This is a genomic window from Deinococcus aestuarii (assembly GCF_018863415.1).
Lineage (GTDB): Bacteria > Deinococcota > Deinococci > Deinococcales > Deinococcaceae > Deinococcus > Deinococcus aestuarii.
In genome coordinates, this window is the sequence record NZ_JAHKSN010000018.1 from 1 (window position 1) to 26,846 (window position 26,846).

The window sequence follows — 26,846 nt, forward strand, 5'->3', positions numbered from 1 at the left end:
TCTACAACCGCCGCCGACTGCACTCCAGCTTGGGATACGTCCCACCCGTCGAGTTCGCTGCCTGCTACACTGCCGCCCAGACGTGACTTGCCCCGCGGTCCGCCCGATTGGGTTCACTCCATTCCCTCGTCTCCCATCCGACATTCTGAAACAGGCAGTAGCCCCGGCTGCTGCCATAGCTATTGCCTGACCATCCTCGGTTGAGCCCTACACCGAATACAGTGGAGAAGCGGGAGCCCCTTGCCGGGGCCTTGGCTGACCTCTCCCTTCCAGAAGCCTCGTACCTAAGACCCTTAATGGAACCTCACCTGATAGGATGGGGGAGTTTAGCCACCCCTTAGATCACTCCCCCTCAAGCGGCCCTGAGTCCAGAATGCCTGGCGCTGACCTGTTAAATTGCCGGAAACGTGCTTGGAGTCAATACTACAATCTCCCTCACTTCACCGCGCGGCGCCCCGTTTTGTAGGGATGCCACCGCGGCTTCCACACGCTCTGCATAGCTTTCTGGCCCATACGTTCGCCTGAGCGCAAGGCGCCGGACACACCCTCGACATCACCAGGGACTCATCCACCGGAACGGAGCCGCCGCCGCAACCCCTCGACGAACCCGTCCCACTCCCCACGGGCCCGCGCCGCGGTTGCTTGGCTGGAAAGCTCCGTCGCTAGGAGCGTGCCCGCTACGGCCTGAGCCTCCAGGAGCGCGAGCTCCTCCCCAGTCAACACCCGGCGGAGCATGAGCAGCAGCGCCCCACGTTCCTCCCGCCACTGCTCGGCCGACGGCAGCCGCGAGAGCGCCTCCCGCTTGGCCGCCGCCGCCTGCTCGGCCTGGCGCTCAGCTTCCCGCTGACGTTCGAGTGCGAGGAAGGACTGGACTGTGCGCTCGCCCTGGGGAGCCAGGATGCCCGGGTCGAACTCGTACTTCTCCCGGTTCACCAGGAAGTCGGACAGCAGGCCTCCCGGGTTGCGGATGGGCGTGCCCCCAGCCATCCGCCGGTGTTGCAGGAACTCCACGGCCTCGTGGATGCGGTCCGCGTGATCCCGGGCGAGTTGCACCGCGCGGGGCCCACCGACCCCCTGCTCGCGCAGCAACCTCACCAGCCCGGGGTCGGGATCTGCCTCCGTCAGGTAGACATACTCAAACTGCGTGTTCTGCCCGCGGCCGGTCATGTGGATGTCCCGCAGGTAGTTGTTGGCCATCAGCTCCTGGTGGGCGGGGTCCAGGGCCCGGCGAATCTTGTCGGTGTCAGTGCTGCTGATCCCGCAGGCGGCCCGCCAGTCCATCAGGTTCACCGTGAGGCTGGAGCGGATGGTGCCCTCATCGTCGTAACGGTGCGCCTCCGACAGGCGGTAGAGGGCGCGTGAGGGCGGCTGTTCCAGGCGCTCGAGCACCGTGCGGTTGAGGGGGTGCATGAAGCCCGCCCGCAGGCTCTCAGCGATGGGGGCGCCCAGCCGCACGCTGAGGGTACTGTCGGGCACCAGTTCTGGCAGGTCGCCCATGCTCTCCTGGTCCCAGAAGCGGATCTGGTCGATGACCCGGAAGGCGTCGTTGAAGCGCACCGCGCTGCCGTCCGGCCGCCGCCAGCCCTCCGTGACGATGAAGCCGGTGGACCAGATGCGCAGCAGGCCCTCGCGCATCCGGTGGAAGGCCCGGCCGTTCTTGGTCATCAATGAAGCCTCGCGCAGGGCGTTCGCGCTGGTGTGCACCCAGTTGTCCTCGGGGGCACCCTGCTGGAGGAACAGCTGCTGCAACCCCAGCACTAGGTCCGCGTCTGCACCGTGGGGGCGGCCCCGGCTGGAGTCGCCCTGCACCCGGACCGCCCGGCCTCCGATCACGAAAGCGGCTTGCCAGCTTGGGGTGTGACCCAGGCGGGCCTGGATGCTGAACAGGCCCAGCCGGTCGAGGTTCCTCTCGATCTGGGGAGCGTTCGGCTTGGGGCGTTTCCTGTTCATGTTGTTTTTTAACTTCTTCAAAGATAAAAGAAGACAACAACAGGCGTTACTCCAGTTCTCGTCCTGGACGCTCTTTCTGCATCCTCTTCCCCCAAAAGTATCCCAAGGGGATAGGTGTTTCCCCCAAAGGTATCCCAGAAGTGAGACTGCTTTCCCCCAAAGGTGTCTCACCACAAGCATTCTGAGGCTCAGGGTGGATAAACGTGTCTAGCACGCGGTAAATCTCGTTTCCCCCAAAGGTGTCCCAGGCTGGGATGGCGCCCTTCCCCCAAAGGTATCCCGCCTGTGAGGCAGTTTCCCCCAGAGGTGTCCCAGACGCGCTCGGAGCAGTTGGAAGGGGAAATCAGGCGTCTAGGAGGCACTTTGTTCGGCGCCTCTCCGCAAGGGCCCCCCAAAAGTGTCCCACTCCTGGGGCATCAGGGTCAGGCGCATCAAGCTGCGCTTCACGGGGGGAGCCTTTGGAGTTTTATGCTGTCGGAAAGAGAGCAGCGAGAGGGGGACTGGATCGTCGGTAAGGCCCAGCAGCCGACAGACGTCAACGTTGACAGCGAGCGCCAAAATTTTGGTTCTAGAGGTGGAGGCAGAACGCTCACTCTGCTGCCGTCGAGGTAGGTCTTCAGCCCAGTGCCGTTGCCCATCTGGATGAAGATGTCCCTGAAAAGGTCGCGATACTCTTGCTCCAAGGCTTTGGCAGGAGCAGGTGCCAGACGTTCGCCGTGCGGGGGTCGAGGGTCATGAGCCACTGGCGAGGAGCATCAGGACCGGCGTAGTTCCAGCCGCTCGGCCTATACGTCGCTCGGTCAATCAGCACGTCGGGCTTGTTCGCTAGGGTAATCAAGTTATTACCGGCCCAGACGCGGGGACCCCAGCAGGGAGGCGACGACCTGCGCATGCATCGGCTTACCGTGCTCCTTGACCCACCGCGCGGCGGCCTAGCCCCGGCACAGGGCTTTCAGATAGGTGAAGGCGGGGCCATCCTAAGGCAAGGAGCTCGGCGGGGTGCCTTCCTTGCCTGAGCGGCGGGACCATGAAGAGCGTGCCAGGGGTTTCTGCTGGGGTAGGCCGTCATTTTAGGCAGGAGAGGGAACTTCCAGTCGAAGAGATTGACGGGATGGGCCGTATGCCTGGACTGGAACAGTTAGGGCCGAGGAGAATTTAGGGTACTGTTCTCGTACAGCGATACTGTCCCAATTTTGGTCGCTGTGCAGGAGGACAAGCGATCGGTGCTAACTCCCTGGTACCGTGATGTTGCTTGAATCTCGTACATAAGTCGGGCATCAATCCAACTTCTCATGGGTTGACGAGGAATTATCTTAATAGGATAATGACCGAGGTCCCAGTTGTTCACCTGGGAAGGCCCGTTAACTGGTGTTGAAACGCTTACCCAACTCAGGTCCAGAATGGCGTCCTTGCCATGCAAATGCGAACGACTCCCCTAACCTCCGTTTGCATTGACACCGTTCGGCCACGACTCCTCAAGGAGCCGGTATGGCACGCTTACAATTGAAGGAACTGGGGGAATACATTTCGTGTTTAAGTATCTCAAAAGCAGGAACTGCCTGGCTCGATAGGCAGACGAAGAGAGAATATTCGTTAAATGATGTCCGCCTATTTATGAACGCAACTCAGTGTGCACGAACTGAAATGGGGCCTGGCTTGAGTCAGGCCGACTACAGTGGTTTAACCTACCATCAGTTGATGACGGCAGCGTCAGATGCTTTTGACAGAGGTCTTCTCAATTATAGTCTTCACACTGTATCTTCCTATTTGAATAGCTTCAAGACGTACTTGTTGAGTAAAGGTGTGTTGATCGACAACATTATAAATGTAGAGATTTTTGGGCAGAGGGAGGTAGATAATGCTGTTGAAAAATATAAGAATAAAAAGAGGGGAACACATATAAAATCCGTGGTAAAGTTTTTCGAAAAACTTTACCACTATATGTTGGGGCCGAAGCAGCATGACGATGATCTGAATGAAAAATTGCAACTTCGCTCCAGCATAGTGTATAGAAATTGGTGGCCTAGCGATTTACCTGCAGGAAAGAGTGGAGAACGTTTTAAGGAAACGGTTCTAAGACGCCTATCCAGAAATTTTCACAACCTCAACAGAAATGAACAGCGCAAAGTCTTTGACGATACTACAGAGTCTGTAAGAAGTCTAAGTTATTTAACTGAACATGAAAGAGTAACATTGAGTTTGAGAAGAGATTTCCCTATCAAAAGACTATTTGAACAGAATAAAAGACTCAGTTATGAGTTTGAGGATTTGACTAAGTTTAAGACAGACCCTTTTTATCAGGATTTAGAAAGAGACGGAGTCTGCAAACCTGATTCGGTGAAAATCAGATTGAGTCTAGCAAAGTCATATCTCAATTATTTGAGCATTCCAGGTGATTTTGGCGGATCGTATCAAGGGTGTGGTGTACCCATAGAGCAGTTGACGCTTGCGTATTTTGTGGATAGTGAGAGCTTGCTCAGTTATGTTAATTTTATGTACAGGATATCCGGCGTGATTCATAGTGGAATAACAGCAGTACTTGAATTTGCAATTCATCTACTGCGTCCTGAGTTCGGATGGCTCTGGCAGCAGCCGAGCTTTGTGAACAGTTTACCTCAGCGCGTGCGAGACAAAATAGAGGCGTACGGTGGATGGAGCGCGGCTTGCGAGTATGCTCGCAACAAGTACAAACGTGTGCTTCGTGACATCCGTCCTCGGGCTACCCGCTCGAAGGATTCAACCAAGCGAATTCAACCTTTGCTTGATAGAGTCAACCCCCTCAAGCCAGTGATCGCGGCGCTCAAAGTCTCCAGGCAAAACCTTTCTCTAGATGAGCCGCCGACCCGGGAGAGTGCTTTAGCGCTGCAAAAACACTTAATTGTAAGTCTTTTGACCTGCTGCCCTCTGCGTGGAAAGAACTGGGGACTTTTAACCCACACCACAGATAATTTAAACAGTGGTCATCTTCGAAAAACAGAAGATGGGCAATGGTGGTTGCGCATTCCTACTTCCGAGTTGAAAAACGGTACAACTAACAAGGAGTTGCGCGATTTAAAATTCGTGGATATAAAATTGTGGTCGATTAAATGGGCAAGTGAACATCTTGAACTCTTGGATGTCTTCATTCAACGCTACAGACCTCTCCTCACTGACTCCATCTACTTGTTCGTTAATTCTGAAGGTGGTTGTTTTAATTCCACATCACTCTACCACCTTGTCAAGAACTGGACCGATCAATATCTCTCTGATAATTCTCCACATTCGACACGGGTGAAGGGCGTAAAGCCCTTTGGAACCCACTTGTTTAGAAACATTATTGCAACCTATTATGCCAAACGTGGCGAGTATGATCATGCCGCCGCTTTACTGCTGGATACAGAGAGCATCGTTCGTAAGATGTATATTTATGACCCAATAGAAAGTAGGCAAAGACGGGCTTTTCTGTCTATGAACGCTGATTTTGAGGAGCATCTCGAGGGTTGATATTTAACAACCAGTCGCTTGACACTCCCAGCGCGCACGCGAAAGCGCGAAGTTCGAAATCGACGACGCTGCGCCGCCCTGTTTCAATCTTGCTCAAAGTAGCAACCGTCATCATCAAACCATAATCGGTTGCCAGGACAGTGCACAGCTGAGCGGCTGACCATTTGGGCGAGTGCTTGAGCCGCGCTTGTTGAAGGCGACTACCAATCACGTTGCTGCCCTCCGTTCCTGGGACGCGGTCAGCCATCCTGCGCTTGCGTGGCACCTTGGGCTTTTGACTCGTTGTCATGCCTGGCTCCTCCAGGTGGAGGATCGCCAAGAGGCGCCCGGCGTCATCGCACTTCCTCTCGGGGCTGCGCCGGGCCCTCCACTCCGGGCAGGTCCAGCAGCTCACTCACCGTCATGCCCAGCGCGGTAGCAATTCGCAGCAGCGTCGAGAGGCGCAGGTCGGTCTTGCCCTGCTCAATCCGGCTCATGTGGCTGCGAAACACGTCCACCTTCGCCGCGAAGTCGTCCTGGCTGTATCCCTCGTCCCTGAGTTCACGAATGCGCTGACCCAGCGCGGCCTGAAACGCGAGCGTCGCGGCATCCGGCTCGTGCTTCTTGCGCGGTTTCTTCGGCGGCATCAGACCAGGGTTGCCGACAGGCGGTTCCTCCTGCGACTCGATAGACAGCAACGCCTTAACTAGCGTTGCTCTTCAAAACGGTCTGATATAAACAACAAGAATAGAACGACGCGCTGCCCCGACCCCTGCTCCGGGAAGGAGACCCCGTGCCTGCCGAGATGTCCTGTCCTCGTTGCCACCCCGCCCGACTGTGGTCCAACGTCTCTGACCACCTGCCTGACGCGACAACTCACGGTGCGGCGGCTGAGTCTCTCCGGCCTACCGTTTGCCTGCTCTCCCGTCTTCCTGGTTTCGCCCGTCCGGTGGTGGTGTTTTGAACACCCTCCCCGCCGCCACCGTGGAAGGGCACGTCCTGGCCTCCCTGCGTGTGCTCGGTTTGTACCGCGCCACCACCTTCGACGAACGCCTGCCCTACTGGCCCCAAATCCAGGCACTCAGCCAGAACCTGCGGGCCATAGGCTTCGCCCTCGAACAACGCCACGGCAGTGTCTGGCCATCACTCCTCCGGCAGGCCCAGATCAAGCTGGGCATGGCGCTCGAGCTCGAGCATCGAGACGACGTTCTTACCGCCGACCGCCTCCTCCTCGTTCAGGCGCTGTCCCTGCTCCTCGACCTCAAACACGGTCCCCCAGACGCCCATCTCGCTGCCCCAGGGCTTGGCCTGAGCCTGATCAAGCTCGCGGTGACTGTCGAACACCTCCTGGTGCTGAGCCTGGATTCTGACGAGCCCCAAGCCCCCGACCTCGCCTTCCCGCTCCCGTCCACCCGTGGGCAGGTGCTGCTCGAGGTGGCGCGTCACCTGGCCGCCTTGGAGTTGCAGAGCATGTTGCCGCGCGGGCATCACGTCACCGTCGCCGACCTGCGAGGGACGGCCGTGCGCCTGCGTGAGACGCTGCCCTCCCCCGGTCAGGAGCAGGGGCCCGGTGCCCAGCTCGTCGTGCAAACGGAGAGTCCGACCTACCCCTGGAAGAGTTGGTTCTTCAACCGTGGTCAGGCGCCGGAGCCGGTAGGCACCGTGGCGCTCACCACCCACCTGCTGCGCTCCCTGGTCACCCGAAACGACAGTGCCCTGGTCTCCAAGCACGACGCCGCGTTGGCCGTCGGCCTGGACGACCTCGCGGCTTCCCTGGTGCCTGCCGACCTCACCCCCAGCTGAAGGCGTGTTGCCGCCAGGTGCCGGTGGAAGGGCGCGCTGACGGACTCGGCTCGCCGACTGGTCCCCCTCCTGCCTTCGATGCACCTGCCCGCACTGCCATTGAGAAGGGAACGCATGACCGAATTCACCCGGCTCTTCCGACGCCTCACCGCCTTCCGGGGTCAACTCGTATGACCACGCACCGCTCGTCGCCCGGACGACGGGTGCTGCATCTGCTCGGCCTGTTGGGGGCCCGGCGTGACCAGATGTTCTACGTGCCCAGCCTCCGGGTGGCTCGCCCGCTCTTGGCAGCCAACGGTGTGCTCACCGTAGTGTTGGTCGCTGAACTGGGCTTCAAGCTCAACCCCTGGCTGTCCTGGAGCTTGGCCCTCGCCCTTTTCCTGCTCGCCCTGCGCTTCCTCCCCCGGGCCGAGCGTCTCCTGGCCCTGGGGCTGCTGGTGCTGCCGTTCCTGGTCGCTGCCCTCGCCCCGAACAGCGCCTGGCTGGTGTTGCTGCTGCCCCTCCTCGCGGTGCTGGCGTTCGCTTCCCTCGTCACCCAGCACCGCGCCCTGGCCTTCGACGCCCAACTCAGCCATCTACGCGAGGTGCTCGGAGCGGGTTGGAAAGCCTACCTTCCTCGAGACGAGCAAGCCCAGGACGTCGCCCGGGTGCTCGTCAGTCCCCAGGGGCAAACCTTCTTCCTGGGCGTGACCTTCGGTCGCGCCGCCCAGCAGTACGGCACCCCCCACGTCAACTGGCAGGGCGTGAACCAAGAGACGGTTCGCGCCCTGGCCGCCCGTGACTGGGGCGTCGCCAGCCAGGGCCAGAAGGTCCTGTGGGTGGTCCGCCCCCCGAACGCCCAGGGCGAGTACCCGCCCACCGCCGAGCATGGCGTCAGCACGGTGATTGCGACCTCTGCCGACTTGGCTGCCCAACTCAACACCTGGGCGGGGATGCAGCAGAACCTCGCGGACGCCTCGCCGGGAGAATTCGGGATGCAAGTCGAGGTTCAGGCAACAGACGATTTGCTGGCGGTGTTGCCACCCGGCTGGCAGTTGCGCCAGAGCATCCTGCTCGCCTCGGGTGGAGACGCCGACATCGTGCTGACCTCGCCCTCACACGAGGTGTACGTGGTGGACATCAAGTCGCGAACGGACCGGATGGACCTGGAGACCCCCCGGGGAGAGCGGGCCAAGAGTTGGCAGGAGATTCACGATCAGGTGGAGCGAGCGGCGTGGCAGCTCAACGGTGTGGCGGTGGTCTGGCAGCCGCGGGCGCGCGAGGTGAGCTTCACTCAGGTGGGGGACGTCTGGTGTCTGCGCGGGGGAGCGCGAGAGCTGATAGAGGCGCTGGAGACCATCGACGGGGTGAAACACGGCTTCACCCCGCACGAGGTGCTGGGGGTGCGGCCCGACGCCTCGTCGCACGAGATCCAGGAAGCGTACCGGGCACTGGTGAAGAAGTATCACCCTGACCGGGTAGGGCATTTGGGGGAGGAGTTCCGGGTTATGGCCGAGGAGCGAATGCAGGAGATCAATGCCGCGTATCGGCAGCTGATGGGCAGATAAGGGGGAGAAGCACCCGCGCTCACCTGGAATGACTTGCGTGTTGGCGACCAGAGGGGTAGGTCAGGGCTCAGGAACCAGGCGGTCTGTTGTTCACCAGGGTGGTCGACCGAGGCTGTAGCACGTCGTCCAGCAGAGTTTCAGCCTGTCCTGTACGCCATAATGCCCAGGCATGCTGTTTTTCGTCGACGAGAGCGGAACCGATCACAAGCAGGCCCCGTACGAGGTCCTGGCCGGCATCAGCGTCCGCCCCCGCGACGCCTGGCCGCTGATCCTCGCCATCCGGAACGCCCAGACACGCTTCTTCGGCGTCCCGCTCGCCGAGGTTCTCGCAGAATTCAAGGGCAGCCAGCTGCTCAAGACCAAGACCTTCCGCCTGGCCCGGCAACTCGACCCCCTCGACGAGACCACCCGCCGCGATCAGGCCCGCTCCCTCCTCGAGAAGGGTCGGCGCTCCCGCGAGACGGGCGTGAGCGAGAACGTCACCCGCCTGGGGCTGACCGCCTACGCCCAGGCGAGCCTGGCCTACGCCGCCTTCGTCCTGGAGCAGTGTGCCCTGCACGGCGTCCAGGTCTTCGCCAGCGTCGTGGAGGTGGACGCACCCCAGCCGCAGGGCCGGATGCTGCGCAAGGACTTCACGTACCTGTTCGAGCGCTTCTACTACAGCCTCGAGGCAGGGGAGGGGCATGAGCACGGCATCGTCGTGTTCGACGAGCTCGACCGGACCCAGTCGCACCGGCTCAGCCGCCAGATGCGGGCGTACTTTCAGGACACGACCAAGGGACGGCGGCGCGCGACCCGCATCCTCCCCGAGCCGTTCTGGGTGCACTCGGACCTCACGACGCTGGTGCAGGTGGCCGACCTCGTGGCCTACAGCCTCAACTGGGGATGGCGGCTCAGGGACCGGATGACCAAGCCCGTGCGCGAGGACCTCGTTCCTTACGGTCTCGCCGCCGCCGAGCTGCAGTTTCGCGGACAGCGTTTCGACGCGCAGCAACAGCGGGTCCTGCCTGTGTTCGGCATCTGCCATATCCGTGATCTGCGCCCGCTGATCGAACGGACACCATCCAGCGAGGTCACCTTCCCCGAGGAATAAAAAGAAAAAAGGCAATGCCTTGCAGCAGAGCCTCCGAAGGAAAGATACCATTGATCGGTACTCTCGTCAAGCTTGTCGAGTCCCCGTTTGTGCTTTTGTCCCTTTTTTCTCGAGCCCTTCTTTGGGCCGAGACGGGCTGCGCTACCATCGGTGCTGTTCCCCATGCCCAGCCTTGCCGCTCCTGCTTCGCGCCGGGACTTCCCCTGGCTCCGGTACTGGTACGACTCTGAGTCCTCAGGCCAGCAGCCTCCCGCCGGGTTCTTATACGTCCCGCCGGAACGTTACGCCGCGTTCTACAGCAGCAGGGCGTACACCCTGCCCGAACTCGAGTCCCACCGCTGCACGCTGCTCCTGGGTGAGCCGGGCGCGGGCAAATCCCGGGCCCTCGCCGCCTACGCCGACAGCCGCCCGGGGACGCTGTGCCTGGACCTCAAGGAGTTCCGGGACGCCGAGGCCGTCGCGAACGAGATCGAACGGTCGGCCGAGTTCACGCGCTGGCGTGAGGGCGGGGAACTGCACCTCGCGCTCGACAGCTTTGACGAGCTGCAGTTACGCGACCCCGGTCTGGCCGGCGGGTTGCTCCGCCACTTCCGGCGGTGGCTGGGCCACGTGCAGATCGGGGAGGCGGCCTGGGCTGACCTGTTGGCTCGTCACCCCGCTCATGCCGACGAACTCGCGCCGCTCGCCCGCCGGGGTGTGGAGGGGTGGGAGGTGCCTCTCCCCGACACCCGTCCTCCGGACGACGTCAAGGCGGAGGTGATGGCCCTCATGGGTGTGGGGCGCTGCACCCTGCGTCTGGCGTGCCGTCCCGGCGAGCTTCCGGAAACGCTGCGGCAGGGCCTGGGGGAGCTCTTCGCCCCCGTGGGTGGCGCACGGACGTTTCTCCTCGCCCCCCTGCGGTTTGAGGATGCGAGAGAGGCGGCCGAGCTCAGCGATTTGGATGGGGACCGATTCATGGTGGCGGTGGCGCGGCACGACGTGGAATTGCTCGCCGCGAACCCGGGAACGCTCGACATGCTCTTGGATGAGTTCGCGCGCTCGGCGACCCTGCCCGAGAGCCAGAACGAGTTGTTCTCCCGGGCGTGCCTGCGGCTGTGCTCCGAGCCGGACGCCGACCGCGGTCGCGGGGCAACGTACAGCCCAGCCGAGCGCAGGGTGGCGGCCGGGCGGCTGGCCTTCCTGTCCGTGTTCGCGAACCTCGAAGTCGTCGCGCGGGGTGACGCCCCCAGCACCGCGCTTCCAGCCACGTCGGCCCTGGGGGAGGACCAGGCGCACGGCCGGTCCCTCGACGTCGGACTCCCGCTGATCAGGTCGGCGCTCGAGGGAGGCGTGTTCGCGGGCGCCGGCGGAGGCCTGCACGTGTGGCGGCACCGACGGTACCGGGAGTATCTGGCCGCGTGGTACATGCACCACCGCAACCTTCCCCTCGCCCAGGTGCGGGCGTTGCTGCTGCATCCGGTCGACGGGCGGGTGGTGCCGCAGCTCGGCGAGGTCGCGTCGTTCCTGGCGAGTATGCGGGCCGACGTGCACGACCTGCTGGTCGAGGCCGACCCCGTCACGTTGCTGCGAAGCGACCTCGGCCTGCGTCGCCCCGAGGAGCGTGCCCGGGTGGCCGCGGCCCTGCTGGCGCATTTTGAGAGCGGGGACCTGGTGCAGAGTGACCGCGGGCTCGGTGTTCACCTGCGCAAGCTCGCCCACCCGGAGCTGGCGGACCAGTTGCGCCTCTTCATCCAGGACCCGGCCCGCAACCGCGAGGTGCGCTGGTTTGCGCTCGACGTGGCAGGCGCGTGTGGGGTCCTGGCCCTCGTACCCGAGTTGCTGCACCTTGCGCTCAACCGCAGGGAGGACCACCACCTGCGGCAGGAGGCGGCGCGCGCCGTCGTCGAGGTGAACGACGAGGCAGGCGTGCGCGCCCTGCGCCCCCTGGCGCTCGCGCAGGGCGACGACGACCCCGACGATCAGCTCAAGGGGATCGCGCTGCTGGCCCTGTGGCCGCGCTTCCTGAGTGCCGAAGAGTTGTTCGGCGTCCTCTCGCCGCCAAAGGTGCCCAACCTGCTGGGCAGCTACAAGGTGTTTTTAGGTGAGTTTGGCCGCGAGGAGGGGGAAGGGCCGAGGTTCGTGGCGGACCTGCGCGACGAGGACGTGCCGCGTGCCCTGGCCTGGGCGCGAACGCACACGGGGGGGCGATGGTCGCTCGACGCGGCGGCACAGGCGGCGGACGCCGTGATGTCCCGGGCATCACGTCTGCTCGACCGCGACGACGTGGCGCACCCGTTCGTGGACAATGTGCTGGCGCGCTGGGTGCGGCACACCCCGGGGGTGGGAGCGTCGGTGCCGGCGCTCGAGACCCAGTTTGTGAAGGACCTGGAGGCGGATGCACCCACCCGCCGACGTCTGCTCGCATTGCTGCTCGAGCGCTCGGAGGAGGCTCAGCTCGACCATTGGAGCTGGCGGGCCTCCAGCCGCGAGTACGCCCGCCCCGAGGACATGGCCTGGCTCGTGGAGTTCGCCCGTCAGGCTCCTCGCCCCCAGGCGCGAGCGGCTCTCAAAATCGCTGCCCGGCTCCTTGACTGGAACGACGCAGAGGCGCGTGACCGCTGGCGGGCACTGGGGCGGGAGTGGGAACTCGCCCGCGAGGTTCTCGACGTCGATGCGTGGGAGGCCCGCGCGTTGGATGACGAGGTGGAACCCGAGCCGCCGGAACCCCAGGCGCCCACGCCCCCTCCGGTCGAGGAATTCGTGCGTGCCGCCGAGGCCCGGTTGGGGCCTGGTACGTGGTTCGCGCTGCTTCACCGGCTGCGGGAGTCCGGAGGGCCGAGCCGGCCCTTTGACCTCGATGTCCTCCAGGCGCCGGCATGGGGTGAAGCGGATGACGCCCTGCGCGGGCGGGTGTTGCGCCTCGCCGCACGGTTCCTGCATGAGCAGGACGCCCCACCACTCAAGCGCCTGGTGCGGACCACCAAGGTCCTGGGGGACTTCGCCGCGGTGGGGGCGGTGCACCTGATCAACCTGGGCGCGCACGGCGAGATGACGGACGAGCTGTGGGCGAAGTGGGCGGGCGTCGTGCTCACGTTCCCGGCCGGAAGCGACGGGCCCGAGAGCGCTGCGCACCAGCCTTTGATTGAGCAGGCGTACCAGGCTGCACCCGAGGCGACGCTGCGTGCCGCCCTGATGGAGGCGCGGGCGGAGGACGGGGCCTTCGGCACGGTGTTCGTGACGCGCAAGCTCCGCGCCGTGTGGGACGACCGCCTCGACGAGGGGTTCTCAGCCCTGCTGGGTGGCCGGCGCCTTGACCGGGCCTGGGGGAGTGTGCTGTACGAGCTGCTGGAAAGGGGCAGCGTCCGGGCGCAACGGGTCGCGAGGAGGTACGCGCGCCTAGAGGACTCGGCCGCGCCGCGGGCCGTCGCCGCCATGCAAGCCCTCCTCGCGTTTGATTTCGAGCGCGCCTGGCCTGCTTTCTGGAATTCAGTGCAGCGCCGCCCGGCGTTTGCGGAGGCCGCCCTGACCGCGTATGTGAACCTGCGCCACGGCTCCGGACTGGCCGCCCGTCTGAACGAGGCGCAGGCGGCCGACCTGTTTCTCTGGCTCGCGGACCACGTTCCTCACGCGCAGGACTCCGAGCCCCTGGAGGCGGACTACACGTCCGGCCTGCGCGACGGCCTGGTGAGGTTGCGTGAAGAACTGCTGCGCAACCTCCAGGCGCGCGGCTCGCGGGCTGCCTGCGACGCCCTCGCCCGAGTCCGGGGCGCTCGGCCCGACCTCGCGTGGTTGAAGTGGACGCACCTCGAGGCCCTCGCCGAGTGGCGCCGCCGCACCTGGGTGTGGAGCACGCCCGAGGTGCTCCTTGACCTTGTCGCACGGGCGGAGCGCCGTCTGGTACGCAGCGACGACGAACTGCTCGAGGTCGTGCTGGAGTCGCTCGAACGGCTGGAGCATGGGCTCGTGAGGCAGGAGACGCCGCTCGCGGAATTTCTGTGGAACACCTGGGTGGACGAGCAGGACGACGAGCGGTGGAAGCCAAAGGACGAGGAAGCCCTGTCCAATTGGGTCAAGCACCACCTGCAAGAAGACCTGGGCGGGCGCGGGATCGTCGTGGGGCGCGAGGTCGAGGTGCGGCGTGGGCAGTTCACGGACGTCCATGTGACCGCCCTGCGCCCCACGCGCGCGGGCGAGGTGGGCGATCCCGTCAAGGTCATCGTGGAGGTCAAGGGCTACTGGTACTCGACCCTGGTGGAAAACCTCCGCACCCAGCTGGCCGAGGGGTACCTGGGGGACGGCGAGGTGAGCCGCGGTGTCTACCTCGTGGGGTGGTACAACAGCCCGCTGTGGCACGACCGGCCGCGGAAAACATGGATGGCCGAGAAGCTGCGGCGCGACCTCGACGACCGGGCGGCCGCCGCGTCGGTCGAGGGGCGCCGGGTGGTGGCCCGATTGATCGACGTGCGCCCGCCTATCCCCTCCACCGGGCGCCGCCGGAAGGCCTGACCTCTACTCGCCGCGCAACTCCGCCTCGGCGACCTCTTCGTGCGAACGCTCGATGTTGTGTCTTGCCCGACGCGCGAGGTCATCGTAGAACCGCCACGCGAGGCTACCGGGCCGGGCTGCCTCACGTGCCGCCGCCGCGCGCCGTTGCAGGTCGATGTCCTGCGGAAACGGCTCGCCGTAGGGGCCGTGCCGCTCCCCGAACAGGGCGGCGTGATGCAGGGCGGAACTCATGCGGCCCAGGGCGGCCTCGCCCAGGAGCTGTGCCGCCTCCAGTGCCTGGGCCACGAACCCGGGGAAGGCCAGTGCCAGGTCCTCCGGCATGTGCTCGAGGACAGCCTCCAGCGCTTCCAACCGCTCCTCGTTGAGGTCGCTCAGCCACTCGGCGATGGTGTTCACGCCGAGGTCGGGGTCGAGCGCGGCGAGCTCTGCGTAGACCTCAGCGCGGCTCCGGCGCGTCGCCCATCCCCCGGCGAGCGTGGCGTCTCTTGCGGTGCGGAGCCAGCGGCCCAACTCCGGATGTCCGGCCAGGGGTGTGAGGGCTTCGCATAGCCCGCCGAACGGCACGGCGTCCACTTCACCGCCATTGGCCAGGTCCGCACGGTTGAACAGGCTGGTGACCAGGGCCTGGGGCACCACCCAGGCGGTGGCAGCAAGGGCGCTCTGTACGACGTGATCCTCCCAAGATGGCAGGACCGTCAGGCGTTCGAGGAGCGCGTGGTGGTCTGCTTCAGAGAGCGTGTGGAACGGTACACCGTGCTCGTCATCGAACAGCGAGGCGAAGTGCGCACCGAGGTTCGCGTCCCTCCCGATCGGGAGGGACCACGCGAGTGCGAGCGCGTCGCCCGCACGCGTTCTCGCCAGGGCCCGTAAGGCGTCGACGGCCTGAAAGCGCACGGACGCGGCTGGGTGGGTCACCAATGCTTCCAGGGCCTTGAAGTCCCCCGCCGACCACGCCTTGTCCTGGGTGTACCAAGCGTAGGCGTGGGCCACCCCGGCGGCCTGCACGGCCGTGCCCTGCCGAGCGAAGCGGATGGCTGCCGTGGAGGTGCGTGCATTCCCCTCAGCCCACGAGGCACCGAGCAGCGAGCCCAACCCCGGATTCAGCACGCTGTCCGGTCGGCTGAACAACACATCGAGCCACGCCAGGCCCCCGCGAGGGTCGAGTCGCGCCAACTGTTCCAGAAGCGCACTGGGCTCTGGATCCTCGCCTGCCCGGGTCAAATTGGTGACGACGTGCTCAAGCGCCACAACCATGTCCTCCACCGACCCGTGGCGCGCCAGCAGCGCTTTCGCCACCTCCGTCCGTTGCCGAGTGGCACGTTGGCTGCGTTCCTTCCAAGATTCACGCCCCTGTTCCCCAGGCGGCGGGTACTCGCGCACGGCATACGAGCGCAACAACGCCCGCACCAGGTGCACATCCTCGTCCTCGTGCAGCTCCTCCAAGAGCGCATTCGCACGGTCACGCACCGTCGCCTGCTTGGCAAACCGGCGGGTGTGTGTCAGCAACTCTCGCAGCCGCACGTGTTCGATCGGCGACGCCCGCCGGGTGAGGTGCGCGAGACGGTCGAGCGCACGAACCTGCTGGCGTTCCCAGGCTTCACGGACGTCGCTGGACACTTTGCCGCCATATGCCATCTGGGCACCTCCCAATGCACGTTTAACGCTTGCGAGGACCCGCAGCCGTGTTCGGTCCGGTGCCGACTCCGCGGCGCGCGTGGCGAGGTCCAGCACACGCTCGCGCAAAGGTGCCGCGGCATCCGGCACCACGAAGAAGGTCCGGACATGAAAGTAACCGGCTGCTGCTTCGTGTTCGCGCACGCCCGTTTCGAGCAGCCTGTCCGTCACGTCGAGTGGGGAGTGCGCGTGATTGTGTGTACCGGGCTCAGCGAAGATGGGCGCGAAAGCGTCGAGCACGGCGGCATTAAAAGCCAGGGGTTTTTGGGCCGAGAGCCCGATCAGGTCTTGCAGAACGCGGACAGGATGGTCCGGGTGGACATTCAGGGCGCGGCCGTCCCCACAGCCGAGGCGCCAGAGCAAGGGGATGACGTGTGGAACATAGGTGCGGTGCAGCGCCACGTCCCTGAGCATGGACGCTATAGCCGAGCGCAGCGCAACAGACAGGCCCACTTCGGACCCGTCAGCCAACAGCTCGGGGTGAAGCGTCAAGGTCAGTTCGACCAGTTCGAGAATGCGCTCCGGCTGCACTGCGGCGGCCGGCCGCAGGGCTTGCAGGAGTTGGTATCGTCCCCAAGGGAGCCTTGAGGAGAGGTCGGCCCGAATTTGCACCCACACGTCCGCCAGCAGGTCGGTAGACTCGCCCACCGATTCACCGATCCTCCAGTCGAGTTCTGCGAGGTTACGGATGATCGTGTCGGGCACGAGCGGAGCGAGGGCATCGAAGGCGCGGCGTGCGAAGCCGGTCGGCCGCCCCGCCTGCCAGCAGGCCTCGGCGAGGAGATGGTCGCTCAGGACGTCGGGCGTGATCTTGACGAGGCGCCCCCGCCGCAGTAGAACCCCGTGCTCCTCCAGCGTGTCCAGGGCGCGTGCGATCTCCTCGGGCGTGAGGTCGCACAAGCGGGCGCCCGCCTCGAGCAGGGCAGGGTCCGTTCGTGTCAGGGGGCTGGCGGCCGCGACAAAGGCGAGCACGCGCCGGCAGGTGGCCGGGTCAAGGTGCGCCGTGACCTCCCCCTGCAACACGTCGAAGAAGCGGCTGTACACGACGGCGCGGAAGTCCTCGTGCCGTTCCAGTCGGGCGGGGTGCACGTCGCCGCGGGCGAGCAGCTGACCCCCGATGACGAGGGCGAGCGGGCTGCCCCCCGTCGCGGCTACCAGGTGCGGCGCGAGGTGTGCGGCGGACGGGCCCAGCGCCTGCCGGGCCAGGGCGGACAGGTCGGCGCCTGACAGGCGCTGCAGGCTCAGCACGTGCACCTCACCTCCCTCGAAGCCGACCCGGTGCGCGAGCGCGAGCAGCCTCTCCTCGGCGTGTGGCCGCGCCGCGAAGACCACGAGGGTGTCCGGTTGTCGTCGGCGCGCGAAGGCGAGCAGACCCTCCAGATCGTCGCGGGCGTGCGCGTCGTCTACCACCAGCACGAGGGGAAGTCCCTCGAAGTCGGTGAGCGCGTCGAGGTCGAGGGGCGCGCGTTCGAGCAGGAAGCGCACCGTCACGCCGGCTGCGCGGCGCCGCAGCCGGTCGCTGAACGCGCGCAGCAGTCTCGACTTGCCGAGGCCGCCTCCCGCCGACATGAGTACGAGCCGCGCGCCCGGTTTGGCTGCCTGGTCCTGCAACGCGCGGAGATCGGCGTCACGCCCGACGAGGGTCCAGTCGTGCCGGAACAGGCGGCCCGGGCGCACGAACGGCCCGAAAAACGTCTCGGCCGGAACGAAGGGGCTGGGAGCGTCGAGCTGCAGGAAGGCGCGGCGCCACTCCCGCCCGAAGTGCGTTTGCACCAGCTGCCGCGCCGGGTCCGGCGGGAGGCAGCGCACCTCGCGGGCCACGTCATCCGCGTCCCAAATCGTCCAGCCGGGTGCGTTCTCGAGAACGCGCCGGGGGGTGGCGGTGGCGACGCTCGCCAGCAGCAGCATGTGCTCGTCGGCGGGGTACCGGGCCTCCTGAAGGGTTCGCTCGGCGTCGCTCCGGGTGAACCTGCGCCACCGTCGGCACTGGATCACCCGGCGACGCCCCCCGGCGAGGTCCGCGATGAGGTCGATGCCGTCCTGCTTGTCACCGGAAACACCCAAACGGGCGCAGCGCTGCACACCGGGCTGGAGTCGGATCAGGTCGGCGCAGAAGCTCTCGAATTCGGAGGGAGCCAGGTCGCCAAGGGGCAACAGGGGAGGTGCGGTCGTGAGCGGGGGCGTCCGCTTCGCGAAACGCGTCGGCATGGCCCATTCTAGCACTACTTAAACACGGATTTTGGCGTTGTGGACGGCTTCTTCGCGTGTCTGGCAGGCTGGAGCATGCCCGTCGCTCAGGACCATGCTCTGCCCGTTCGGCGCTTCCTACGTCCCTTCCAACGGGTCCTGGGACATACTCGGCGCCGCAAGGGGTGTCCGCTGTACCTGCGCGGCTTAATGTCCCCCCTCGAACGCAAGAGCCTGCAACCCCTAGCTGAACATGTTGCTCCTGGCGAGTACGCCCAACTCCACCATTTTGTGACGGTCAGTCCCTGGCAGGATGAACCGTTGGGGGGCGTGTTCGCGCGCCAGGCCCAACGGTTGGTGGGAGGTCGAGACGCCGTGTTGATCGTGGATGACACGGCGTTCCCGAAGCAAGGCGGATGCAGTGTGGGGGTCGCCAGACAATATTGCGGTGTGCTGGGCAAGGTGGCGAACTGCCAAGTGTTGGTCTCGCTGACCCTCGCCAAGAACGACCTTCCGGTTCCTCTGGCGCTGCGTCTGTTCCTCCCCAAGGTGTGGACCGACGATGCACCGCGGTGTGCGGCGGTCGGTGTCCCGCAGGGACACCGACTATTCCTGACCAAGAAGCAGGTGGCCTTGCAGGAGATCGACCGGGTCCGGCGGCAAGGTGTGACGTTCAAAGTGGTGGTGGCCGATGCCGGGTATGGAAATAGCGCTGAGTTCCGCCAGGCGCTTTCTGCTCGGGGGTTGACCTGGGCGGTTGGTGTCCCAGCCACGCAAAAGGTGTACTCCACGAACGTGGAACTGCTGACAGGGAGGCGGTCCAAGACGGGGAGACTTCTGGTACCCATTCCCAATGAGAAACGCATCTGCGTTTCTCAACTCCTGCTTTCTCTCCCGCCCCACCAGTGGATGTCACGGACCTGGCGCACGGGCACCAAGGGACCTCTGCGGGCCCGTTTTGCCATCATGCGGGTTCGCGTGGCAGATGGAGGTGAGCAGCACGACGGTTCACACCTTCCCGGGGAGGAAGTCTGGGTGGTCGGAGAACGCCGTTCCACTGGGGAGCGCAAGTACTACCTGACCAATCACTCAGCCAGGACGACGAAGATCGAGATCATTCGGGACATCAAGGCGCGCTGGTCCTGTGAACAGGTGTACCAGCAGCTCAAGGAAGAACTGGGGCTCGATCACTTCGAAGGGCGCTCCTGGCGAGGTCTGCACCACCACGTTCTGCTCTGCATGATGGCCATGACCTACCTCCAAGCCCTTCGGTTCAGTGGTGGGCAGACGGACCTGATGACCTTACCTGCTGCACGACGGCAATTCGGTCAACCACTCCCCAGGCCCTCCACTGCGTTTTCCACCCGTGATCCGCCGTGTTGGGCACCCCTAAAAGCCGTTTCCAACGTCAAAATCTGTGTTTAAGTAATGCTAATCTTTAGGGCTTTCCTCATCCTCGCTGGAGGCTTTCACGCCCGAATCGTTTTGAGCCAAAACTCTGTGTGGCCCCCTCAAAGTGTTGATCAATGCTTCAGGATCAAGGTTGAGCGGAGTTCTCAGTCCCCCCACTTTTACAGCTCTCGCTATTTCTCCCACCAACTCTGCTGCTAAATATTCGATCGAATCATCGAATATTAAATTTGCTAATTCTTCATTGTCCTCTATGCCGGATCGAAAATCTATTTTGTAGTTGGCGCTTGCCATTATTTTTATGCTTCCAACCTCGTTTTGACTTTCAACTTCTATAAATCTAATTTGGAACTCGGCTCGTGACTGAGCAGCGCCCTTCAACTCTTCGATCAAGACACCAGCATCAGTCACTCTTCCCTGCACTTGCGTAAGGCCAGCACCGAGAAGTGAGGTCATGTCCCAATTGGCCTTTGGGAAGGTGGTAGTAACATACTCTAGATTATCTCTAATTTCAGGCATATGCTTTACCAAGCTCAGACCATACACTGGTGCTTACAGACTCTTCTGTAACCAACGTTCCTCCACGTTCTCCACTTCCAAGTCTGACTTCATATCTACGTCCTTGCACTCCATGTTTAGCAACTTGGACCCTAGGAAAAGGAGAGGGGTTGATGACAAAGCCTGACTCCCTCGTGCTGTCGACTCTGCTTCCATAGGCCTTTCCTGTGAGGGTAATATTCTGAGCGCGTATTGCTTTTACTTCTGAGGAAAGGACGTCATAGCCTCGGCGAAGCTCCTTTGCTACATCCGATACAAAGCCAAAATATGTGACATGTCCAAGGGCGGAGTGCTTATGCTCAATAGGTTTCACAATTGGTTTGATCTTTATTCCAGCATCTGGCAGATGTGCCTCTAGTTGCTCATCTCCTGGTTGTAACCAAGATATTTGTGTTCTTTCGGCTTCATCGTCGAAGAACTCCACCATAAGCACAGCGGCCAACTCCGGCTCGCCAAATACGGAACGAATGTCTATCTCTGCTCTCTCAAATTGGCTGAGTCGTCTCTGGGTGATACGGACGACCATCCATAGCTCTCCGTCATCTCGCATACTTGCATAAGAGAGTAAGTAGAGGTCGCCCATTTCATTCTTGGCGCTGAACAGCAGTGGCTGATCCAACTGCACATACACTTTCTGTACAGTCAAATGTCCAACGGTAGGGATAAATGTTGCCGTCATCTGCGTACCCTCCTTGAGATGTCTACGCCGTCATACAACCACAGGTCGTAGTGCTCGAGGCTTACTTCTGAGTCTGGCGTGTGCTCAATTTCGCCATCTTCAGGCGTCAGGTCATAAATCATTACCCTCCACTCACTGACACCCTTTACACGTTGCATAACCTCACTTTGCCTCGCGGCCTCTAAGTCCGGTTCAGATAGATACCCAGAGAGGCCAAAGTGACCACATGATGGCTCGTCAGGAGGAACGAAGGTTTTGTAGTCGACGGGGCGCTGGTGATTTTTCTTGTTGTCGAGGTTACCCCGGGTCTGGAACCGGTAGTAAGGCCCGCTGTGCTTGTACGAACCCGCCGGGCAGCCGGGTGGAAAGTCGGGGGGCCAGGTCACAAGAGCAGACTACCAACGTCCGCCCTGTTCCGCTGCAATCTTGCACAGGGTTCTGCTGGATCGTCTCTGACACTGATTTTCACCTCCACAACTCCTGCATGAGCGCCCTCATTCGTTCATGCGTGCGGTATTTGGCGTAGTCCAGGCCGACGGAGACGTACGGCCCCGGCAGCATGTACGCTCGCCCACTGCACCCAAACTGGAGCAAGCGGCCGGGGGGAAGGGCGTCCAGATAGGCTTTGAGCTGCTCAGGGGAGAGTGCATGTGGGCCTGTGCCGAACTCCACAAAAGACGAGTGCCGAGACGTCGTCTCCGCTCACCCCACAAGCTGATGGTCAGCTCTACCATTCTGTAGCGAGCGTCATGCGGCACGGTGGTGCCGGAGCAGCCTCTCGCGCAGGTAGAAGGCCCGCGCCGACCCCGTCCTTTTGGCAGCAGTCAGCAGGTCGAGGCAGGCCCCGTAAGCCATCCTCGGGATCCTGCCGGAATGTTCGCCCAGGTATCTCGCCACTGCCGTCTCTATGTAGAACGTGGCGTTCGCCGTCAACCTGTAGTGGCTGTCCTCCTGCCGAACGTGGGGGGCGAGCACCTGGACGCCTTCCAAGAAGAAATCTTCAGGGAAGGTGTAGATCAGGGAGGCCAGGCCCTCGAGGACGTCCGGATGCCCTCCGGTTTCCGCCACGAAGCGGAGGATCGCCGCCTTTCCGCCACGTAGCGGGCGCGTCTGACGTGCCACGTCGAGATTCCAGTCGGTTCCGGCATGCATGAAATCGCGGAGGAGTTCATGCACCGCCCGGTCCCTTCGGCCGTAACTCTCCGGGTCATGCTCGCGGGCCAACTTCTGGACGGCGGGCGTCAGCCCCTCCCAGATGCGCCAGTATTCCTCTATAGAACCGGCCTTCTCACAAGCGGTGAACAGCCAGGTCAGGAGCCAACGCAGGAGGTTGGGAGAGGTAGAACACACTTGCCGGAGAGTATCGCCGAAGACCCGATGGGCCTCCGGGAGCGTGGCGAGGAAGGCGGCGAACCGTTGCTCGAACTTTGTTCGGTCCTTGTGTGGAAATTTCTCCCGGTTCCCCTCGGAGTGTCGGCGACTCAGCGCGTCATCCTCCGCGAGCAGCATCAACATGCGCCGGTAGAGGCCGATGTGGAAGGGGTCCGCCGAGCGGTCGGGAACCGTCAGGCACGGGGGGAGCATGAACCACGGACTGTGGGTGGTGAAGTCCACCGCGTCCAGATCCCCAGGGGGCGGGGCCGCGAGGAAGTTGCGCCTGAAGGTCGCCAGGTCCTGCTGCAGATGCTCGGCGAGTCCGGTACGCTCAGCAACTGATAGTGCATGGTGGCGCAACTGCCAGCGCCGTTGAAAGGAACTCTGCTGGAAGCGCGCGTACTCCAATGTCCCATTTATGAGCTGCTGGGCCAGCCCAGGGTCATCCTCCCACAGGTAACGTCTGATGCCGTTGGCCGCCCCTTCCCGGACGGCACCGGACGGGTGGGTCAGGGCCGAGACGAGCTGGGCGACGATCCTGTCCCGTTCCTCGGGCGTCCGGGCACGCCTGAGGAACAGCGGGAGGGCCTCGGCGATCGGTCTTCCGTCCTCCAGAGTCCCGTGGGTATCCCCCTGGATGTCGTCTTCGTCGCTGAAGTCGTTCAATACCTGTTGGAAGAGTTCCTGCGCCCAGCGGAGGTCGTCGGGGCTCAACTCCGAGTGGTGCGCCTGAAATACGGCGGCGACGCTCTCCAGAAGACGCGTCCTGTGCATGAAGCGTTGTTCCTCCGTGCTCAGTGACTGGAGGGCCGCCCGCACCCTCGCGAACGCCACAGTGGCGGGGCCTTCATCCTTCGGTACTCCCCCGCGTTTCCTCGCACGACCCGGCTCTCCGGCCGCCCAGAGTTCGCCGAATCGGCGGTTCGTCTCCCCGTTCTCCTGTTGGAGCCTCTTCAAATCCTCGGCGAGCGGGCCTCCGCGGACGAGGACGGTCCCCGGCTCGGGTCCGGCCTCGAACTCACATTCCCGCACGTCGATGCGGTGGAGAAGGAAGCGCTCGCTGACCGTCCCACGGCACGCCCTCTTGACGGCATCCACGGCGGCGAACGCCTGTTCCTGCAACTCTGAGAACTGCAGGCGCACGATCAGGTCTTCCAGGCCCTCCCTCCGCCACGGTCTCGCGTTCGACCGGTTGCGTTCGTCCGCGAGCAGGAAGGAGAGTTCATCGCCTGGGAACGCCATCCCCGAGAGGCGTGACGTGTTGCTGCTGTCGTGTGTCCTGCGGGACAGGTCGAACTGGTAGAACTCGAGCACACTGAGGATCGGGAGCGCCACCTCCCCGTACAGTCCGGGGAAGCCGGTGGCCAGGGAGCCCAGCACGGCAAACGGCGCAACCGAGTCGCTGTGCCGCAGGATGTGGTCGAAAACGTGGCGGAGTTGCTCCCTAACCTCGGTGCCCCTGGCCTGCTCGGAAAACTCAATGAGCTGGTTTTCCAGGGCGATGAGGGCGCACTTGACGACTCCGGGAAGATTGCCGAGATCGCGGTACGCGCTCCACAAATCAGGCGAGGCATAGACCTGCCTGGTACTGCCATCCCTCAACGGGATTTCGACCTCCCACATGTCGTGGTGCCGATCCTGCTCCGGGGTCCCGTCGAGAAACTCGGCGTAGCGGCGGACGCCCTCGTTGCACAGCTCGAGGATGAAGTTCAACCCCTTCCAGAAGTGGAAGCGCAGCAGCCAGACGAACGGCCCCTTGGCCCCACTCACCAGGCCGTAATCGTGTCGGGTCCCTCCCAGGCCGAAGATGTCGTCGATGTCCCGCCGTCCATAAGGTGCGAACCGCAGCCGAGCGTCGTCGTCCTCGTCATGGTCAGTCCATGTCCAGCGTGCCAGGGCGATCAGGTCGTCCGGGTGTGACTTCGCGAAAAAGGCGCCCTCGAGCCCTCTGAGCGCGATGTCTTCGAAGGTGTTGGCGTAGCCCGCACGGTCCCGACCCTCCGTCAGAATGTCCTCCTGTAGGAAGTGGCGAAATTCGTCGGGCGTGGCCGCCGCCGTCCGCAGAACGACACGAAGCAGCGTCTCCGTGAGCGGGCTCCTCCGGTGATCCGTGCGCCGGACCCGCAGCAGGTGCACCGCCAGGAGCCCGGCCTCCCGGCTTCCTCCCGGAGGATCACCGGCCAGTGGAATGGCCCGGGCGAACTGCTCGAGGAGCGCGACGACGTTCGGCAGGAGCGCCTCCGGAAGTGCGTCGGGGCGGCCTTGCAGGAAGGCGATGACGTCCTGCCAACCCTGTCCGTAGGGTCGGAGCGACGCCAGGCGCTCGTCACCACCGACCTCGCCCGGCGTCTGAGCCACGACACGCAGCGTGAAGCACAACCGGTCGAGCATACGGGCGCCGTTCGCCATCAGGTCGCCCTGGAGGGCGCCCAGGAAATCAGCCGGATGGTCCGACAGGAGGATGGTCGCCAGCACCTCGTCCTGCCAGTGGTCGGGGATGGTCGGCTCCCTCAGAAAGGACAGGAGAACTGTCGAGAAGTCGGCCTCCTCACCCAGGGCCCGCTGCAACCAGAGCCTGAAGGCCCGGACCATCGCTGGCTCGCTGCCGACCGCCTCAAGGAACGCCGCGTCCGCCCGGAGCGACCGCCGGTACTCGAGGTCGATGAACTCCTCGATGGCCCAGTCCTCGAGCACGTCGTGGGCCGGATAGACCAACCCCTGCTCCTGCCTGAGGACTCCGTCTCCCTCCAGCCCCACGACGGCGTCGGCGTCGTAGTCGGCCTGGGGAACACCGTAGACCATCCGCTTCGCCCGGTCCCGCGCGATGGCGATGAAGGTCGTACGTCGTCGGAGATCCTCTCCGCGGCGGCGCCCCTCGATGACCCACGACCAGACGAGCTGCCGGAATTCACGTTCGCCGTCGCCCTCACGTAATTCGCCGCCTCTGCTGACTGCTTGAACCGCCAGGGAAGCGAGATAGGGGTTCCGGAGCAGTTCGAACAACCTCTCGTTCCAGCCCACCTCGGCGAGGCCGGGCTGAGCCTCGATCAGCTGCGTCAGCTCTTCCGGTGTGAAGTTCGGGATCGTGGCGACATGCTCGGCGGTGAGGTACCGCGCCAGCCCCGTGCACAGCAACTTGGGAACGGCGTAGTCGCGGGCCGTCATGACGACGACCCAGCCCCCGGACTGCTGAAGAAAGGCCAGCAGTTCCTCGAAGGCGGACGTCACCTCAAGCTCCAGCACCTTCTCCAGCGACTCGAGGATCAGGTATTTGGTGGGGGACAGCGAGAGGGTCCCGGCGATGCGGTCCGGGCTCGCCGTCACGCCCATGGCCGTGAGAACCTCGTCGAGGGTCGCTTTGCCCAGCTGCTCCGTCCGCAGGGCGAAGACCGGTGCCGAGCCCGACCACCTGCGGGCCAACTCCCTGGCGAGAGCGGACTTCCCGGTTCCCCGCGCGCCGCCGATCAGCAGATACGGATGCCTCCCGACGCGGGTCAGCAGGTCGAGGACGAGCTCGGCGCGCTCGACATGTGCCCCGGCGATGTCGGTCCTGATGTCTCGCAGAACCCATTCCGTGCGTTCCGCGAGCCGCTGCAGGTCGCGCTGGGTGTCCAGCGGCCCCAGATGGTCGAACAGGGCCCGGATGTCTTCCGGGAGATTGTCGACGGTCACGACGCCCGCGTTCATGTCGAGGGACCCGATGTGGTCGAGCACACGGGACCAGACGAGATGGGGAGGGCTGTCCGACCGCTGGGCGGTGAGCGAAAGAATCGACTGGAGCGTTCCCCCGCACTCCTGGTCCAGGTCGTAGCCGATGACGTGGAAGTGACGCAGGAAGTCCCACAGCTCACGGTCCGTCACCTCCCGGCCGCCGTTCGCCCGGGCGAGCTGCGCACGGAGCACCTCCAGTTTCCGGCGTTTCCCCTCGCTGCTGAACCGGGCCGTCGCCACCCGGCCGAGGAAGTCGCGTTCGTCCTCGGAGAACCTCGCCCACTCCAGGAGTGGCGGCACGGTCCGCTGGTCGGCGGCCACGAGCGGACCGGTGATCAGGGCGATGGCGTCGTTTCCCCGCTCGAAGCCGTCGCTCCGGAAGTCATTCCACGCGGCCTGGATGACCTCCGCGAGGACCGCATCTCCGGCAGTGAACGACACGTCGTGTTTGATCTGGGCCAGCAGCCGGGCCCGGCGCCCGGTGGCCGGGTCCTCCACGGTGGCGATGAAGTCGTCGGTCTCATACCCCTGATGACGGCCCTGCAGCTTCAGGTGAACGATCGGCCAGGTCGGGAGGCAGGGCGCGTAGGTGCCGGTGAGCAGGTGGACCGTGAAGGCCGTCTGAACCCTGGCCTCGAAGGTCGGTCCTCCCGCTCCCGTCGAGAACGGGTTGCTGACCTGGGAGCGGGGCTCGGACACACGACGATCTTACCGGTGCCGCGTGGGCGAACGCCGGATCAATGTCGGCCTCCCCGGGGCTCAGGGGCCTCAATGCTGGGCGATGGGATCGGCGCGGGCACATTCGTCCAGCCATACTGCGCCTCCTTCTACAGCCGGGGTTGTTTCAGGAGGCCAGTGCCCGGACGGGGCATTCGGACGGCCGGCAGCTGCCCCCGCGGCCCCGCCGGCACAT

The 26,846-nt window shown here is 63.9% G+C and carries 13 protein-coding genes; 6 read left to right on the plus strand and 7 right to left on the minus strand.

The genetic code is table 11. The features are described 5' to 3' along the window. Positions 1 to 564 precede the first annotated feature (564 nt). Complete coding sequence (locus tag IC605_RS25200; protein WP_216327347.1) at positions 565 to 1,950, minus strand: replication initiator protein A; 1,386 nt, start codon at positions 1,948 to 1,950, stop codon at positions 565 to 567. Positions 1,951 to 3,438: 1,488 nt separating this feature from the next. Here IC605_RS25200 and IC605_RS17935 point away from each other — a divergent pair. Next, positions 3,439 to 5,433 carry a hypothetical protein gene (locus IC605_RS17935; RefSeq protein ID WP_216327349.1) on the plus strand — a complete coding sequence of 665 codons (1,995 nt, stop codon included), beginning with the start codon at positions 3,439 to 3,441 and terminating at the stop codon, positions 5,431 to 5,433. A gap of 332 nt (positions 5,434 to 5,765) precedes the next feature. Here IC605_RS17935 and IC605_RS17940 read toward each other — a convergent pair whose 3' ends face one another. Continuing rightward, positions 5,766 to 6,059, minus strand: coding sequence for a helix-turn-helix domain-containing protein (locus tag IC605_RS17940; RefSeq protein ID WP_216327351.1), 294 nt, complete (start codon positions 6,057 to 6,059; stop codon positions 5,766 to 5,768). 313 nt (positions 6,060 to 6,372) lie between these two features. On the opposite strand from IC605_RS17940, the gene IC605_RS17945 reads away from it, so the two are divergent. From IC605_RS17945 to IC605_RS17960, 4 genes are all read left to right on the plus strand, one after another. Further along, a complete protein-coding gene (locus tag IC605_RS17945) occupies positions 6,373 to 7,215 on the plus strand; it encodes a hypothetical protein (RefSeq protein ID WP_216327356.1) in 843 nt (280 codons plus the stop codon). A gap of 170 nt (positions 7,216 to 7,385) precedes the next feature. Continuing rightward, complete coding sequence (locus IC605_RS17950) at positions 7,386 to 8,762, plus strand: J domain-containing protein (RefSeq protein WP_216327358.1); 1,377 nt, start codon at positions 7,386 to 7,388, stop codon at positions 8,760 to 8,762. A 169-nt stretch (positions 8,763 to 8,931) separates the two neighbouring features. Continuing rightward, the gene (locus IC605_RS17955) at positions 8,932 to 9,855 is read left to right on the plus strand and encodes a DUF3800 domain-containing protein (protein WP_216327361.1); all 924 of its coding nucleotides are present in this window, start codon (positions 8,932 to 8,934) and stop codon (positions 9,853 to 9,855) included. 162 nt (positions 9,856 to 10,017) lie between these two features. Next, complete coding sequence (locus IC605_RS17960; RefSeq protein ID WP_216327364.1) at positions 10,018 to 14,340, plus strand: HEAT repeat domain-containing protein; 4,323 nt, start codon at positions 10,018 to 10,020, stop codon at positions 14,338 to 14,340. A gap of 3 nt (positions 14,341 to 14,343) precedes the next feature. Here the strand turns inward: IC605_RS17960 and IC605_RS17965 are convergent, their stop codons facing one another. Beyond that, positions 14,344 to 18,222, minus strand: coding sequence for a restriction endonuclease (locus tag IC605_RS17965; RefSeq protein WP_216327367.1), 3,879 nt, complete (start codon positions 18,220 to 18,222; stop codon positions 14,344 to 14,346). Between the two features lie 75 nt (positions 18,223 to 18,297). Here IC605_RS17965 and IC605_RS17970 point away from each other — a divergent pair, with 75 nt between their 5' ends. Beyond that, a complete protein-coding gene (locus tag IC605_RS17970) occupies positions 18,298 to 19,626 on the plus strand; it encodes an IS701 family transposase (protein ID WP_246581015.1) in 1,329 nt (442 codons plus the stop codon). A gap of 6 nt (positions 19,627 to 19,632) precedes the next feature. Here the strand turns inward: IC605_RS17970 and IC605_RS17975 are convergent, their stop codons facing one another. The 4 genes from IC605_RS17975 to IC605_RS17990 form a co-directional block, all read right to left on the minus strand. Continuing rightward, positions 19,633 to 20,142 carry a hypothetical protein gene (locus tag IC605_RS17975; RefSeq protein ID WP_216327371.1) on the minus strand — a complete coding sequence of 170 codons (510 nt, stop codon included), beginning with the start codon at positions 20,140 to 20,142 and terminating at the stop codon, positions 19,633 to 19,635. Further along, positions 20,123 to 20,848, minus strand: a complete 726-nt coding sequence (locus IC605_RS17980) for a DUF6575 domain-containing protein (RefSeq protein WP_216327374.1) — start codon at positions 20,846 to 20,848, stop codon at positions 20,123 to 20,125. Before IC605_RS17980 ends, IC605_RS17975 begins: the two co-directional genes overlap by 20 nt. Further along, positions 20,845 to 21,234: a hypothetical protein gene (locus IC605_RS17985; protein WP_216327377.1), complete on the minus strand. Its 390-nt coding sequence runs from the start codon at positions 21,232 to 21,234 to the stop codon at positions 20,845 to 20,847. Before IC605_RS17985 ends, IC605_RS17980 begins: the two co-directional genes overlap by 4 nt. Before the next feature lie 361 nt (positions 21,235 to 21,595). Further along, complete coding sequence (locus IC605_RS17990) at positions 21,596 to 26,632, minus strand: ATP-binding protein (protein ID WP_216327379.1); 5,037 nt, start codon at positions 26,630 to 26,632, stop codon at positions 21,596 to 21,598. Positions 26,633 to 26,846 lie beyond the last annotated feature (214 nt).

What these genes read in the sequence shown, in the direction of transcription:
- IC605_RS17980 (WP_216327374.1), bottom strand. Translation starts at nt 20,848, where the DNA reads ATGACGGCAACATTTATCCCTACCGTTGGACATTTGACTGTACAGAAA.
- IC605_RS17970 (WP_246581015.1), top strand. Translation starts at nt 18,298, where the DNA reads ATGCCCGTCGCTCAGGACCATGCTCTGCCCGTTCGGCGCTTCCTACGT.
- IC605_RS25200 (WP_216327347.1), bottom strand. Translation starts at nt 1,950, where the DNA reads ATGAACAGGAAACGCCCCAAGCCGAACGCTCCCCAGATCGAGAGGAAC.
- IC605_RS17940 (WP_216327351.1), bottom strand. Translation starts at nt 6,059, where the DNA reads ATGCCGCCGAAGAAACCGCGCAAGAAGCACGAGCCGGATGCCGCGACG.
- IC605_RS17960 (WP_216327364.1), top strand. Translation starts at nt 10,018, where the DNA reads ATGCCCAGCCTTGCCGCTCCTGCTTCGCGCCGGGACTTCCCCTGGCTC.
- IC605_RS17965 (WP_216327367.1), bottom strand. Translation starts at nt 18,222, where the DNA reads ATGCCGACGCGTTTCGCGAAGCGGACGCCCCCGCTCACGACCGCACCT.
- IC605_RS17935 (WP_216327349.1), top strand. Translation starts at nt 3,439, where the DNA reads ATGGCACGCTTACAATTGAAGGAACTGGGGGAATACATTTCGTGTTTA.
- IC605_RS17950 (WP_216327358.1), top strand. Translation starts at nt 7,386, where the DNA reads ATGACCACGCACCGCTCGTCGCCCGGACGACGGGTGCTGCATCTGCTC.
- IC605_RS17955 (WP_216327361.1), top strand. Translation starts at nt 8,932, where the DNA reads ATGCTGTTTTTCGTCGACGAGAGCGGAACCGATCACAAGCAGGCCCCG.